The sequence below is a fragment of the Pectobacterium parmentieri genome (assembly GCF_001742145.1).
Classification (GTDB): domain Bacteria; phylum Pseudomonadota; class Gammaproteobacteria; order Enterobacterales; family Enterobacteriaceae; genus Pectobacterium; species Pectobacterium parmentieri.
This window is the reverse complement of sequence record NZ_CP015749.1, coordinates 2,763,452-2,777,341: the sequence shown is the minus strand read 5'-3', so window position 1 is coordinate 2,777,341 and position 13,890 is coordinate 2,763,452. Positions and strand designations below refer to the sequence as shown.

Annotated in this window: 13 protein-coding genes; 12 read left to right on the top strand and 1 reads right to left on the bottom strand. The window is 52.0% G+C overall.

The genetic code is table 11. The annotated features are described in order from the left end of the window. Positions 1 to 14: 14 nt before the first annotated feature. From iscX to sseB, 3 genes are all read left to right on the top strand, one after another. Positions 15 to 215 carry a Fe-S cluster assembly protein IscX gene (gene iscX, locus A8F97_RS12615; RefSeq protein ID WP_014698951.1) on the top strand — a complete coding sequence of 67 codons (201 nt, stop codon included), beginning with the start codon at positions 15 to 17 and terminating at the stop codon, positions 213 to 215. Positions 216 to 368: 153 nt separating this feature from the next. Next, positions 369 to 1,679: an aminopeptidase PepB gene (pepB, locus tag A8F97_RS12610; RefSeq protein ID WP_014698952.1), complete on the top strand. Its 1,311-nt coding sequence runs from the start codon at positions 369 to 371 to the stop codon at positions 1,677 to 1,679. A gap of 94 nt (positions 1,680 to 1,773) precedes the next feature. Next, on the top strand, positions 1,774 to 2,568 hold the full coding sequence (gene sseB, locus A8F97_RS12605; protein ID WP_014698953.1) for an enhanced serine sensitivity protein SseB: 795 nt from the start codon (positions 1,774 to 1,776) through the stop codon (positions 2,566 to 2,568). A 93-nt stretch (positions 2,569 to 2,661) separates the two neighbouring features. Here the strand turns inward: sseB and sseA are convergent, their stop codons facing one another. Beyond that, positions 2,662 to 3,531, bottom strand: coding sequence for a 3-mercaptopyruvate sulfurtransferase (gene sseA, locus A8F97_RS12600; RefSeq protein ID WP_014698954.1), 870 nt, complete (start codon positions 3,529 to 3,531; stop codon positions 2,662 to 2,664). A gap of 460 nt (positions 3,532 to 3,991) precedes the next feature. Between sseA and ndk the strand changes: the two genes are divergently transcribed. The 9 genes from ndk to der all read left to right on the top strand — a co-directional run bounded on the left by ndk (position 3,992) and on the right by der (position 13,863). Beyond that, on the top strand, positions 3,992 to 4,420 hold the full coding sequence (gene ndk, locus A8F97_RS12595; RefSeq protein ID WP_014698955.1) for a nucleoside-diphosphate kinase: 429 nt from the start codon (positions 3,992 to 3,994) through the stop codon (positions 4,418 to 4,420). Positions 4,421 to 4,664: 244 nt separating this feature from the next. After that, entirely contained in the window at positions 4,665 to 5,867 is a 1,203-nt protein-coding gene (gene rlmN, locus A8F97_RS12590; protein ID WP_014698956.1) for a dual-specificity RNA methyltransferase RlmN, read from the top strand. Positions 5,868 to 6,057: 190 nt separating this feature from the next. Further along, positions 6,058 to 6,843: a type IV pilus biogenesis/stability protein PilW gene (pilW, locus tag A8F97_RS12585; protein ID WP_050512632.1), complete on the top strand. Its 786-nt coding sequence runs from the start codon at positions 6,058 to 6,060 to the stop codon at positions 6,841 to 6,843. Beyond that, positions 6,833 to 7,831, top strand: coding sequence for a cytoskeleton protein RodZ (gene rodZ / locus A8F97_RS12580; protein ID WP_033071032.1), 999 nt, complete (start codon positions 6,833 to 6,835; stop codon positions 7,829 to 7,831). Before pilW ends, rodZ begins: the two co-directional genes overlap by 11 nt. A gap of 40 nt (positions 7,832 to 7,871) precedes the next feature. Further along, the gene (gene ispG, locus A8F97_RS12575) at positions 7,872 to 8,993 is read left to right on the top strand and encodes a flavodoxin-dependent (E)-4-hydroxy-3-methylbut-2-enyl-diphosphate synthase (RefSeq protein WP_014698959.1); all 1,122 of its coding nucleotides are present in this window, start codon (positions 7,872 to 7,874) and stop codon (positions 8,991 to 8,993) included. A 137-nt stretch (positions 8,994 to 9,130) separates the two neighbouring features. After that, entirely contained in the window at positions 9,131 to 10,405 is a 1,275-nt protein-coding gene (hisS, locus tag A8F97_RS12570; RefSeq protein ID WP_015729856.1) for a histidine--tRNA ligase, read from the top strand. A 13-nt stretch (positions 10,406 to 10,418) separates the two neighbouring features. Beyond that, positions 10,419 to 11,039, top strand: a complete 621-nt coding sequence (locus A8F97_RS12565; RefSeq protein WP_015729857.1) for a YfgM family protein — start codon at positions 10,419 to 10,421, stop codon at positions 11,037 to 11,039. 10 nt (positions 11,040 to 11,049) lie between these two features. Continuing rightward, positions 11,050 to 12,231 (top strand): outer membrane protein assembly factor BamB, encoded by a 1,182-nt coding sequence (bamB, locus tag A8F97_RS12560; protein ID WP_033071033.1) that lies wholly within the window; start codon positions 11,050 to 11,052, stop codon positions 12,229 to 12,231. 144 nt (positions 12,232 to 12,375) lie between these two features. After that, positions 12,376 to 13,863, top strand: a complete 1,488-nt coding sequence (gene der, locus A8F97_RS12555; protein WP_033071034.1) for a ribosome biogenesis GTPase Der — start codon at positions 12,376 to 12,378, stop codon at positions 13,861 to 13,863. Positions 13,864 to 13,890: the final 27 nt, after the last annotated feature.

The window sequence follows — 13,890 nt, the reverse complement described above, 5'->3', positions numbered from 1 at the left end:
AGATAGGAACAGTTATGGGACTAAAATGGACGGACAGCCGGGCGATCGGCGAAGCGCTTTACGACCAGTTTCCCGATCTCGATCCGAGAACGGTACGTTTCACGGATATGCATCAGTGGATCTGCGAACTGGATGAATTTGACGACCGACCAGATGCCTCCAATGAAAAAATTCTGGAAGCGATCCTGCTGGTCTGGTTAGATGAAGCAGAATAGCGCGATGACGGGCTGCCTTGGGTGGCCCATTTTATTTCCGTGCCAAAATTCGTAACATTTTCATGTCATGATGCACGGTTTATGTATCTGCAAATATGAAAAGCACCTGCAAACATGAAAAGTGGCAGGAATATCCATTATCGGAGAAGCTCTATGACGAACAATACCATGCTGATTTCACTCTCCACTCAACCTGCTGATGTGCGCTGGGGAGAGAAAGCGACGCTGAGTGTGAATGAGCAGGGTTTTACCATTCATGTTGGCACGACGTCACTGAATGGCAATGCTGCACTGGCAACGATCCAGCGCGCCGCTCGTAAAATTGACGGGCAAGGGATTAAACACGTTACGTTAGCGGGTGAAGGCTGGGATCTGGCAAACAGTTGGGCATTCTGGCAAGGGTATCGCGGGCCGAAAGGGCAAAGAACGGTTGAATGGGCGGAATTGAACGACGCTGATAAGAAAGAGCTGAATGACCGCCTGAAAATTGTTGACTGGGTGCGTGACACTATCAACTTGCCTGCTGAAGATCTGGGGCCAGAACAGTTGGCGACCCGTGCGGTCGACCTGCTGTGTCACGTAGCTTGTGATGCTGTCAGCTACCGCATCACCAAAGGTGAAGATCTGCGCGAACAGAATTATGCCGGCCTGCACACGGTTGGTCGCGGTTCTGAACGTCAGCCGGTACTGTTGGCGTTGGACTATAATCCGACGGGTAACCCGGATGCACCGGTATTTGCTTGCTTGGTCGGCAAAGGTATTACGTTTGATACCGGCGGCTACAGCCTGAAGCCTAGTGGGTCCATGGATTCTATGAAGTCAGATATGGGCGGCGCTGCCACTTTGACAGGTGCACTGGCGCTGGCGGCGTCACGTGGTTTGCAGCAGCGCGTAAAGCTGTATCTGTGCTGTGCAGACAACATGGTGAGCGGCAATGCGTTCCGTCTGGGCGATATTATTCGCTACCGTAACGGCAAAACGGTTGAAGTGATGAACACCGATGCTGAAGGACGTCTGGTACTGGCGGATGGCCTGATCGATGCCTCCGAGCAGAATCCGCAGTGGATTATCGACTGTGCCACGTTGACGGGTGCTGCGAAAATGGCGCTGGGCAATGATTATCACGCTCTGTTCAGTTTTGATGATGAGCTGGTGGCGGCATTGCAGGAAAGTGCGAAAGAAGAGAATGAGCCGTTCTGGCGTCTGCCGCTGGAAGAGTTCCACCGCAGCCATCTGCCGTCCAGCTTTGCCGATCTGAATAATATTGCCAGTGGTGCACACACCGCTGGTGCCAGTACGGCAGCCGCTTTCCTGTCGCATTTTGTGAAAAATTATCAGCAGGGTTGGCTGCACATTGACTGTTCTGCGACGTACCGCAAAAGTGCGGTAGAACAGTGGGCGACAGGCGCGACCGGGCTTGGTGTTCGCACATTGGCGAATCTTCTGCTGAGTAACGCCAAGTAGTCGCTTCAGGTTTGTCTGCCATGTACAGAATGTCTTGAGAAATAAAGCCGGCTCTCAACGTGCCGGCTTTTAACGTAATCATGTTGAGGAAAGTATGGAGTTTTCGCCACGTAACAAACTGGAAGAAGTGCTGATTCTGGCCGCAACGGAGCCAGCGCATCGTCCTGAATTTTTCAGTGAACTGATGGAAGCTACGGTGTTTGTGTTGGGCAGTACCGATGACGGAGATGAGTCCGGTGAGGTGGTGTTGCATGCGGGCAGTAATGTGAACATCCAGCACTGGGAAAAAGACGATGGTTCATCCGCCATTCCTTTCTTTTCTTCTCTGGAAGCGTTACAGCGCGTGATTACGGAAGAAACACCTTTTCTGGCACTGCCAGTGCGGTCATTGTTTGAAATGACGCAGGGTGTCACGCTGTTCCTTAATCCTAAGCTGCCGTATGGCAAAGAATTTTTGCCGCAGGAAATTGAACATATACTGTCTGGCGAAGGCAATGGTTTTGTTCAGCAACGCGTTGTTGAAGAAGATATGCAGGTGATGCTGAGTCAGCCAGCCGAGATGCCCGCACAGATGATCGACTCCCTGACGCAACTGTTTGCCAAGCATCGCCAGGTGAAGCGGGCGTTTTTGGCACAGATTCAGGAGCCTGGTGAAGAACAGCCGCACCTATTGATTGGTATTGATGTCGATCAGGATGAGGAAACCATCATTCGTGAAGCGGGCAACGTCGCCAGCGATACCTTACCGGACGACCGTCCTGTCGATCTGTGTCTGGTGAAAGACGGTGAGCCGGGCATCAGCCATTACATGATTAAACACACCACGCCGTTCTACGAACGTAAATGGGGCAGTTTCCTGCGGGAATTTAAGGCTACCGGCAACGCGTAATCGGCATGACGGCGACAGCGGATTAGGCTTTTTCCGCTGTCGCCTGCTCTACATCTGACCGCCATTCGCGGTTGGATGTAATCTCACCCAGCATTAATCGCGTGCAATCGGGACATCATCGCGGCTGCCCCAGTCGCTCCACGACCCATCGTATAATGTCACATTAGGGACATTTAACTGCGTCAGCGCTAATACTACGACGGACGCCGTCACGCCAGAACCACAACTGGCGACGATGGGGCGAGTGAAATCCACGCCGTGCTTATGCAGAATAGTCGCCAGTTCGGCATTGGGTTTCAGCGTCCCGTTATTCACTAAATCGGTCCACGGCACATTCAGGCTCCCGGGAATATGGCCACGATGCAGGCCGGGGCGCGGTTCGTCCACTTCGGCATGAAAACGCGCGGCGGGGCGGGCATCGACAATCTGCTCTGATTTATCCCGACTGATTGAGAGTACGTCATCGCGTGAGCGAATAGCATTTTCATCCAGTGTGGCGTTAAACGTGGCGGGTTTGCGTATGACATCGCCTTGTTCCAATGGCAAGGTTTGCGCTTTCCAGCCTGCCAGCCCGCCGCTCAAAATAGAAAGCGATGTGGCACCGAAGGTGTGTAGCATCCACCATGCTCGGGGGGCTGAAAAGAGATTACCTTCATCGTAAATCACCAAATGCTGCTGATTATCGATCCCCAGCTCACCCATCGCGTGTGCGAAGTCTTTGCGAGTCGGCATCATATGCGGCAGATCGGTGCTGTGATCGGACAGGGTTTCAATGTCAAAAAAAACCGCGCCTGGCAAATGACCATCGCGGTACTCTGCATGAATATCACGATGAGTGTTACCTGGAGGTAGCATTCGGGCGTCAATGAGCGTGATGTTGCCATCATTCAGGTGGCTGGCAAGCCAGTCTGCGCAGACAAACCGCTCATGAGAAACGGGCAAATCAGAAGACGATGCTGACATAGATCCTCCACGCTAGGGCTGAGGAATTCAGCCCCGATGTGCAATGATAGATTCATTGTCAGCGATTTTCCCTAATCCGACAAGTCATGGATTATTGGGCGATACTGTTTGTATATGCTTGTTTTAATTGCGTCCAGTCATCCTGGTTGGCGTCAGTCATTGGGAATAGAATCGTTAATGAAGAGAAAAGAAGAGGTAATATTTTTTTAATAAAATGTTATTTCCTTGGTAGGCAACAAAGGCCAGTACCCCTATAATTTCCGCCACCTTCACTGGCTGGGTATATCCGTCATACTTCAAGCTGCATGTGCGTTGGCTTCCCTTACTCACCCCAGTCACTTACTGGTGTAAGCTCCTGGGGATTCGTGCGATTGCCGCCTGCCTGCAACTCGAATTATTTAGGATATAGATAATTCTTATAATCCGGCTGTAATCTGATAGTTTAGTTAATGAGGTCAATATGACGATAGAACGTACCTTCTCCATCGTAAAACCTAATGCGGTTGCCAAGAATGCCATCGGTGCGATTTACGCCCGCTTTGAAAGCGCTGGTTTTACTATTGTTGCGGCTAAGATGCTGCGTCTGAGCCGTGAGCAAGCAGAAGGTTTTTACGCTGAGCATAAAGGTAAGCCCTTCTTTGACGGTCTGGTTGAGTTCATGATGTCTGGTCCGATCATGGTGCAGGCGCTGGAAGGTGAAAACGCCGTTCAACGTAACCGTGACATCATGGGTGCCACCAATCCCGCCAACGCGTTGGCGGGAACGCTGCGTGCTGACTATGCCGACAGCTTCACAGCGAACGCGGTGCATGGTTCCGATTCCATCGAATCTGCTCAGCGTGAAATTGCTTATTTCTTTAGCGACGACGAAATCTGCCCGCGCGCGTAATTCTGCGTGGGTAATAGCAGGTGAGTACTAATAATATTGCCCTTTTTTCACCAAGTCAGTGCGCGACGCTGAAGCAATGACTCAGAAAAAAAGCGGTGATGGTAGCTTACCTGTTTTAAACTTTGTACAATGCTGCGCCCCGGATGAGCCTGCACTTGCCCGGGGCATTTCTTTGGTCATTACCATCGAATTCAACCCTCTTTTTTAGCGCCATAACGTGTAACAACGAGGCCAGGATCTATCAATGTCTAAGCAAATCGTGTCTGAGTCTGAAACTATCGTGTCTGAATTCTCCCCGGCATCTGCTGATGCTTCTCAATCCGTTAAAACCAGTGCGGAAAAAATCAACCTGCTTGATCTTAACCGTCAGCAAATGCGCGAGCTTTTCATGTCTATGGGGGAAAAGCCGTTCCGCGCCGATCAGGTCATGAAGTGGATCTATCACTACTGCTGTGATGACTTCAACCAGATGACGGATATCAACAAAGTTTTCCGTTCCAAATTGCAGGAAATTGCTGAGATTCGCGCACCTGAAGTGGTGGATGAACAACGCTCTTCCGACGGCACGATTAAGTGGGCGATTCTGGTGGGCGGCCAGCGGGTTGAAACGGTTTATATTCCAGAAGAAGATCGTGCCACGCTATGCGTATCGTCTCAGGTCGGCTGTGCGCTGGAGTGTAAATTCTGCTCAACGGCGCAGCAGGGCTTTAACCGTAACCTGCGCGTATCGGAAATCATCGGCCAGGTGTGGCGCGCGGCGAAGATCATCGGTGCCTTTAAAGTCACTGGTCAGCGTCCGATCACCAACGTGGTAATGATGGGGATGGGCGAACCGCTGCTGAACCTGACTAATGTGGTGCCAGCGATGGAAATTATGCTGGATGACTTCGGCTTTGGTTTGTCTAAGCGCCGTGTGACGCTGTCTACGTCAGGCGTGGTGCCCGCACTGGATAAACTGGGCGATATGATTGATGTTGCGCTGGCGATTTCACTTCATGCGCCGACAGACGACATCCGTAATGAAATCATGCCGATCAATAAGAAGTACAATATCGAGATGTTCCTGAGTGCAGTGCGTCGTTATCTGGAGAAATCCAATGCGAATCAGGGACGCGTTACGGTTGAGTATGTAATGCTGGATCATATCAATGACGGCACCGAGCATGCGCATCAACTGGCTGAATGCCTGAAAGATACGCCGTGCAAGATCAACCTGATTCCATGGAACCCGTTCCCGGGTGCGCCGTATGGCCGCAGCTCAAACAGCCGCGTTGACCGTTTCTCCAAAGTGCTGATGGAATATGGTTTCACGACGATAGTACGTAAAACGCGTGGGGATGACATTGATGCTGCCTGCGGTCAGTTGGCGGGTGAAGTCGTGGATAGAACCAAGCGCACGTTGAAGAAGAAAATGGCCGGTGAACCTATCGCGGTGAAAGCGGTCTGATAACGAATGGTGCGGGTTAATGCGGAAACGCTAACCCAGCGTCTCGCCGCGGATGTCGTTTTGCCTAGGTCATTTTCAGGGCAACGGTGGGTAAATTGCGAGGCGTGCCGCGTTGTTGTGAGGCTTGACTGCCACTCTGTTTGTATTCAGGTAACCTCTTTGTCAGAAATGACAACGCGAGGGAACAGGGATGGCGAAGCCTCTATTGCAGGGACTGTCTTTATTACATGGAAGGGCGTTATCACCGCTGAGTAACTTGTTTGCGATATTGCTGCTGGTGGGGTGTGTGAATTCGCCTCATGAGGTGACAAATCCAGCGGTCGCCCAAACCCGCTTACAGTTGGGGTTGGCGTATCTGGCGCGCAATAATTTGGACTCGGCGCGGCAGAATCTTGAGAAGGCGGTCGCGGTTGCTCCGCAGGATTATCGAACGCAATTGGGGATGGCGCTTTACGAACAGCGGATAGGTGAAAACCGTCTGGCCGAACAGCGTTATCAGCAGGTGCTGAACATGGTACCGGAAAATGGCAGCGTCATGAATAATTACGGTGCGTTTCTGTGTAGTTTAGGGCAGTATGTAGCGGCGCAGCGACAGTTTAGTGCGGCTGCACAACTTCCTGATTACAGTCAGGTTGCTGATGCATTGGAAAATGCGGGATACTGCTTTTTCAATGCTGGACGGGTTGATGACGCACGCAATTTATTAAGTCGGGCGCTGAAATATGACCCGAAGAAAGGCGTCGCATTGCTGGCGGAAGCAAACCAACAGTTTTCTGCCGGAAAAAGTGAGCAAGCGCGACTGCTGATTGAGATTTATCAGCATAGTCTTCCGGCCAGTGCCGAAAGTTTATGGTTACAGATTCGTTTCGCCGCGTTAGCGGGCCATGATGGCGATAAAGAACGTTATGGCAACGTGCTGGCGCGAAGTTTTCCACAATCTAAACAGTACCAGCATTTCTTAGCTAATGAATACTGAAGCCACCCAAAATACAACAGAAGCAAAACTACCCGGTGAACGTCTGCGTGAGGCGCGTGAACGCCTTGGGCTGACTCAGCAAACTATTGCCGAGCGTTTGTGCCTTAAAATCACCACCGTTCGTGATATTGAAGACGGTACGACTCCTGCTGATTTAGCACCGACCTTTCTGCGCGGTTATATCCGTTCTTATGCCAAGCTGGTTCATTTACCTGAAGATGACCTGCTTCCCATAGTGGATAAACAGGCCGTGCCTAAAACGATCTCGGTTTCGCCGATGCAAAGTTTTTCACTGAAGAAAAACCGCAAGAAGCGTGATGGCTGGTTGATGACAATCACCTGGCTGGTCGTGCTGGTTGTTTTGGGGCTAACGGGTGCATGGTGGTGGCAAAACCATCAGGCTCAACAGGCGGAGATTAACAGTATGGTCGATCACGCCAGTTCGGTACAGGCGCAAACGGAAGGGCAGTCCATTTCGCTGATGGATAACAGCGCTCCGCAGGAAACTGCGACGCCGAGTTCTGCAACGGCACCTTCCGCAACGCCAGTCGATCTTTCCGCCACTATCGCGGCGACACCGTCAACGTCTCCTTCTTCCACAACAGTCCCTTCTGCCGCACCGTCTAGCCAATCATCTTCACCGGCTAATACCGCACAGCCGCAGGCTGCGGGTAATACTCTGCTGGGTGCTGGGGCAGTCGCACCTGTTGCTACGGTAGCGCAGAGCACTCCGGTGTCTGCAACTCATGCATTGGTAATGACCTTTACGGCTGATTGCTGGTTGGAAGTCACGGATGCGAGCGGTAAGAAACTGTTCAGCGGCATGCAGCGTAACGGTGGCACGCTGAATCTGGATGGTCAGTCACCTTATAAACTTAAAATTGGCGCGCCAACTGCGCTACAGATCCAATTTCAAGGTAAGCCGGTCGATTTAAGCCAATTTGTACGCAGTAGTCAGGTTGCACGCCTGACGCTGACGGCCGAATAATATGTTGTTCAAGTAAGACTGCAATGTTGGAGATGAAGTAATGCATAACGCTGCACCCATAACCCGTCGAAAATCAACACGGATTTACGTCGGCAAGGTGCCTGTTGGTGATGGTGCGCCGATTGCGGTGCAATCCATGACCAACACTCGAACCACCGACGTTGAAGCTACCGTCAATCAAATTAAAGCGCTAGAGCGTGTTGGTGTCGATATTGTCCGCGTCTCCGTACCCACAATGGATGCGGCGGAAGCCTTTAAGCTTATCAAACAGCAGGTGAATGTCCCGCTCGTTGCCGACATCCATTTTGACTACCGCATCGCGCTGAAAGTCGCAGAATACGGCGTTGACTGTCTGCGCATCAACCCCGGTAATATTGGTAACGAAGAGCGCATTCGCTCGGTTGTCGACTGTGCGCGTTACAACAACATCCCGATCCGCATTGGTGTTAACGGCGGCTCGTTGGAAAAAGATTTGCAGGAAAAATACGGTGAACCAACACCGGAAGCGCTGCTCGAATCGGCAATGCGCCATGTCGATATCCTTGACCGCCTGAACTTCGATCAGTTTAAAGTCAGCGTTAAAGCATCGGATGTTTTTCTAGCGGTCCAATCCTATCGTCTGCTGGCAGCGCGCATCGATCAGCCGCTGCACCTTGGTATCACTGAAGCTGGTGGTGCACGTAGCGGCGCGGTGAAATCGGCTATCGGCCTAGGTCTGCTGCTGTCTGAAGGTATTGGCGATACGCTGCGTATCTCGCTGGCGGCCGATCCGGTTGAAGAAGTGAAAGTCGGCTTCGATATCCTGAAGTCACTACGCATTCGTGCACGTGGAATCAACTTCATTGCTTGCCCGACCTGTTCTCGCCAGGAATTTGACGTGATCGGTACAGTGAACGCGCTGGAACAACGACTAGAAGATCTCATCACGCCAATGGATGTCTCAATTATCGGTTGCGTGGTGAATGGCCCCGGTGAAGCGCTGGTCTCTACCATTGGCGTAACGGGTGGGCACAATAAGAGCGGCTTCTATGAAGACGGCGTGCGGCAGAGAGAACGCTTCGATAACGAACAAATGATCGATCAGTTAGAAGCCAAGATTCGCGCGAAAGCCTCCATGATGGACGAAAATCAGCGTATTACCGTCAATCTGGTGGATAAATAAGTTTGCAGGCATGACGGTATTCCGTCACCTGTATAATTCACGATTCCTGAACCCGATGGGGATGCCCCGCATTGAAGATGCGACGACAATCCCTCTATAATCGGGTTTATTTTTTGAAAAACGCATAGAGAACTGACGTGGCAAAAAATATTCAAGCCATTCGCGGCATGAACGATTACCTGCCAGCCGAAACGGCATTGTGGCAGCGTATTGAAAACAGCCTGAAACAGGTGCTCAGCGGCTACGGCTATAATGAAATTCGTTTGCCGATTGTCGAGCAAACACCGCTGTTTAAGCGCGCTATCGGTGAAGTGACCGATGTTGTCGAAAAAGAGATGTATACCTTTGACGATCGCAATGGCGAAAGCCTGACTCTGCGCCCGGAAGGGACGGCTGGCTGCGTCCGCGCGGGTATTGAGCACGGTATTCTCTACAATCAGGAACAGCGTTTGTGGTATGTCGGCCCAATGTTCCGCTACGAGCGTCCGCAGAAGGGGCGCTATCGCCAGTTTCATCAGTTGGGCTGTGAGGTTTTTGGTCTGCAAGGGCCAGACATTGATGCAGAACTGATCCTGATGACGGCCCGCTGGTGGCGAGTGCTTGGCATCGCCGATCATGTGAAGTTGGAACTGAACTCGATCGGTTCATTGGACGCGCGCGCCCGCTATCGCGAAGCGCTGGTGGCGTTCCTCGAACAGCATAAAGATCAGCTTGATGAAGACTGCCTGCGCCGGATGTACACCAACCCGTTGCGCGTTCTGGATACCAAAAATCCACAGATTCAAGCGTTGCTGAATGATGCGCCAGTGCTGACGGACTATCTGGATGACGAATCGCGCGAACACTTTGAGGCACTAGGTGAACTTTTAACGCAGTCCGGTATCCCATATACCGTTAATCCGCGTCTGGTTCGTGGTTTGGATTACTATAACCGCACCGTATTTGAATGGGTTACCACCAGTTTGGGCGCTCAGGGCACGGTCTGTGCCGGTGGGCGTTATGATGGTATGGTGGAGCAACTGGGCGGCCACGCGACGCCAGCGGTCGGCTTTGCAATGGGTTTGGAGCGTCTGGTTCTGCTGGTGCAGTCTGTGAACCCGGATTTTAAAGCTCAGCCAAGCGTAGATGCTTATCTGATTTCTTCCGGTACGGGAACGCAGGTCGCTGCAATGCAACTGGCGGAGAAATTACGTGATGCGCTGCCGCAGTTGAAACTGATGACCAACTACGGTGGTGGCAACTTTAAGAAACAATTCGCCCGCGCTGATAAATGGGGCGCACGCGTCGCATTGGTATTAGGCGAAAATGAAGTGGCGGCCGGTCAGGTTGTGGTTAAAAACCTGAGCAATGGCGAACAGGATACATTGGCACAGGCCGATGTCGCATCGCGGCTGACAACGTTACTGGATTGAGGAGAGAGACACCGTGGAAGTCTATACCACAGAGAATGAACAGGTTGATGCGCTACGTCGTTTCCTCGCGGAGAACGGAAAGGCGTTGGTTGTCGGTGTTGTATTGGGCGTTGGTGCACTGGTTGGCTGGCGTTTCTGGCAAAGCCATCAAAATGACAGCGTGCAGGCGGCATCTGCGTCTTATCAGCAGGTGACGGAACAACTGGCCGCAGGCAAAGCGGAAGCGATTGCTTCAACAGAGAAATTTACGGCTGAGAATAAGAATACCTATGGTGCGCTTGCTTCTCTGGAGCTGGCTCGCCATTACGTTGATCAGAAAGATTTTGCTAAAGCAGCGCAGCAACTGGTACTGGCACAGTCGCAGACTAAAGATGCCGATCTGCTGGCGGTAGTGAATCTGCGTCTGGCGCGGGTTCAGCTACAGGAAAACAAAGCGGATGACGCGCTGAAAACGTTGGATGCCATCAAGCCGGAAGGCTGGGCGTCACAGGCAGCGGAAGTTCGTGGCGATATTCTGGTGAGCAAAGGGGATAATCAGGCTGCGCGTGATGCCTACAACAAAGGGTTGTCTTCCAATCCATCGCAGGCACAGCAAGCGTTACTGCGCATGAAACTGAATAACCTATCCAGCTAAGAGGAATTCCATGCAATTGCGTAAAACACTGTTGGTAGGACTGGTTTCTGTTGCCCTGCTGAGCGGATGCTCGCTGTTTAACAGCGAAGAAGATGTCGTCGCTATGTCTCCATTGCCGAAGGTGGAAAATCAGTTCACGCCAACCAAAGTGTGGAACAGCTCGGTTGGGAGTGGCATTGGTGAATTTTATTCCAATCTTCACCCAGCATGGCAAGATAATCGCGTTTTTGCCGCCGATCGTCGTGGCACCGTAAAAGCGATGGATTTGAATGATGGCAAAGAGGTGTGGCGCGCCGACCTGTCCGAGAAAACCAATTTCTTCTCTCGCAATAATCCAGCACTGCTGTCTGGCGGCGTGACGGTTTCTGGTAACCATGTCTATGTCGGCAGCGAAAAGGCGCAGGTCTATGCGCTGAATGCGGAAGATGGTACGCCGGTGTGGCAGGCGAAAGTGGCCGGCGAAGCGCTGTCCCGTCCTGTGGTCAGCGATGGTGTGGTGCTGATCCACACTAGCAACGGTATGTTGCAGGCCTTGAATGAAGCGGATGGCGCAATCAAGTGGAGTGTCAATCTGGATATGCCGACGCTGTCTCTGCGCGGTGAATCTGCACCGACAACCGCGTTTGGTGCGGCGATTGTCGGCGGTGACAATGGTCGTGTGAATGCCATCATGATCAATCAGGGTCAGCTCATCTGGCAACAGCGTATTTCGCAGCCGAGTGGCGCAACCGAAATCGATCGTTTGAATGATGTCGACACAACACCTGTTGTTGCGGGCGAAGTGGTATACGCATTGGGTTACAATGGCAACATGACCGCGCTGGATCTGCGTTCTGGTCAGGTTTTGTGGAAGCGTGAACTGGGTTCAGTGCATGATTTCATCATTGACGGCGACCGCATCTATCTGGTCGATCAGGACGATCGCGTCGTTGCATTGAACACCAACGGCGGCGTGAGCCTGTGGCGTCAAAGCGATCTGCTGCACCGCAACTTAACGGCTCCGGCACTGTATAACGGCTATCTGGTTGTGGGCGATGCTGAAGGGTATCTGCACTGGCTGAATACGGCAGATGGTCGCTTTGTGGCGCAACAAAAAGTGGATAGCTCTGGTTTCCTGAGCAAGCCTGTCGTTGCCAGCGACAAGCTGTTGATTCAGGCGAAAAACGGTGATGTCTACGCGTTTACTCGCTAGGTAATCTCGTATTGATTTGGAGCGCAGCGCTTTTGGATGCGTTCCCATAACGGCTCCTGACACTATCAGGGGCCGTTTCGTCTTTTTATCGTCAGCGAGTATTTCGCTGTAACGTATTGAAATATAAGTAATGAGGTTGTAACAATGATACCTGTCGTCGCGCTGGTCGGGCGCCCGAATGTGGGTAAATCCACGCTATTTAACCGCTTAACGCGCACTCGTGATGCATTGGTGGCGGATTTCCCTGGGCTGACTCGCGACCGCAAGTATGGTCGTGCAGAGGTGGAAGGGCATGAATTTATTATCGTCGATACCGGTGGGATCGACGGCACAGAAGACGGTGTGGAAACGCGAATGGCGGGTCAATCGCTGGTAGCGATTGAAGAAGCCGATATCGTGCTGTTCATGGTCGATGCTCGTGCGGGGCTGATGCCTGCGGATGAAGGCATTGCCAAACATTTGCGTAGCCGCGAAAAGATGACGGTACTGGTCGCTAACAAAACCGATGGCCTTGACCCGGATATGGTCACGGCAGATTTTTACTCGCTCGGTATGGGTGAAGTCTACGCGATCGCGGCATCTCATGGTCGCGGCGTGACATCGCTGCTGGAAACGGTTTTGCTGCCGTTTGTACAAGATGAAATAGAAGAACCCGTCGAGCTAACCGAAGAAGAAGAGAACGCGGCTTATTGGGCTGCGTTAGAAGCGGAAGAGCAGGCCAGCGAAGAGGAAGCGGAAGACGATTTCAATCCTGAAGATTTGCCGATCAAACTGGCGATTGTCGGGCGTCCGAATGTGGGCAAATCCACGCTGACTAACCGTATTCTGGGTGAAGAGCGTGTGGTCGTGTATGACATGCCGGGCACCACGCGTGACAGTATCTATATTCCGATGGTGCGCGACGAACGTGAATATATTCTGATTGATACCGCTGGGGTGCGTAAGCGCGGTAAAGTCACGGAAACGGTAGAAAAATTCTCCGTCATCAAGACGTTGCAGGCGATTGAAGATGCCAACGTAGTGCTGCTGGTTATTGATGCGCGTGAAGGTATCTCCGATCAGGATCTCTCACTGCTGGGCTTTATCCTCAATAGTGGGCGCTCACTGGTGATCGTGGTGAACAAATGGGATGGCCTGTCGCAGGAAGTGCGTGACCAGGTGAAAGATATGCTAGATCTGCGTCTCGGTTTCATCGACTTTGCCCGTATTCACTTCATTTCCGCATTACACGGCAGCGGCGTGGGTAACCTGTTTGAGTCGGTTATGGAAGCCTATTCTTGCGCGACGCGCCGTGTGAGTACCGCGATGTTGACGCGTGTTATGCAAATGGCAGCAGACGATCACCAGCCACCATTGGTGCGTGGTCGTCGCGTGAAACTGAAATATGCGCATGCCGGGGGTTATAATCCACCGATTGTGGTGATCCACGGTAATCAGGTGAAAGACCTGCCGGATTCCTATAAGCGCTATCTGATGAACTACTATCGTCGTTCGCTGGAAGTGATGGGCACACCGATTCGTATTCAGTTTAAAGAAGGGGAAAACCCCTTTGCAGACAAGCGCAACACGCTGACGCCAAACCAATTGCGTAAGCGTAAGCGGCTGATGTCGCATCTTAAAAAGAGTAAGTGATTCACAGCGGGGGCGAATAGCGATATT

What these genes read in the sequence shown, in the direction of transcription:
- iscX (WP_014698951.1), top strand. Translation starts at nt 15, where the DNA reads ATGGGACTAAAATGGACGGACAGCCGGGCGATCGGCGAAGCGCTTTAC.
- pepB (WP_014698952.1), top strand. Translation starts at nt 369, where the DNA reads ATGACGAACAATACCATGCTGATTTCACTCTCCACTCAACCTGCTGAT.
- sseB (WP_014698953.1), top strand. Translation starts at nt 1,774, where the DNA reads ATGGAGTTTTCGCCACGTAACAAACTGGAAGAAGTGCTGATTCTGGCC.
- sseA (WP_014698954.1), bottom strand. Translation starts at nt 3,531, where the DNA reads ATGTCAGCATCGTCTTCTGATTTGCCCGTTTCTCATGAGCGGTTTGTC.
- ndk (WP_014698955.1), top strand. Translation starts at nt 3,992, where the DNA reads ATGACGATAGAACGTACCTTCTCCATCGTAAAACCTAATGCGGTTGCC.
- rlmN (WP_014698956.1), top strand. Translation starts at nt 4,665, where the DNA reads ATGTCTAAGCAAATCGTGTCTGAGTCTGAAACTATCGTGTCTGAATTC.
- pilW (WP_050512632.1), top strand. Translation starts at nt 6,058, where the DNA reads ATGGCGAAGCCTCTATTGCAGGGACTGTCTTTATTACATGGAAGGGCG.
- rodZ (WP_033071032.1), top strand. Translation starts at nt 6,833, where the DNA reads ATGAATACTGAAGCCACCCAAAATACAACAGAAGCAAAACTACCCGGT.
- ispG (WP_014698959.1), top strand. Translation starts at nt 7,872, where the DNA reads ATGCATAACGCTGCACCCATAACCCGTCGAAAATCAACACGGATTTAC.
- bamB (WP_033071033.1), top strand. Translation starts at nt 11,050, where the DNA reads ATGCAATTGCGTAAAACACTGTTGGTAGGACTGGTTTCTGTTGCCCTG.
- der (WP_033071034.1), top strand. Translation starts at nt 12,376, where the DNA reads ATGATACCTGTCGTCGCGCTGGTCGGGCGCCCGAATGTGGGTAAATCC.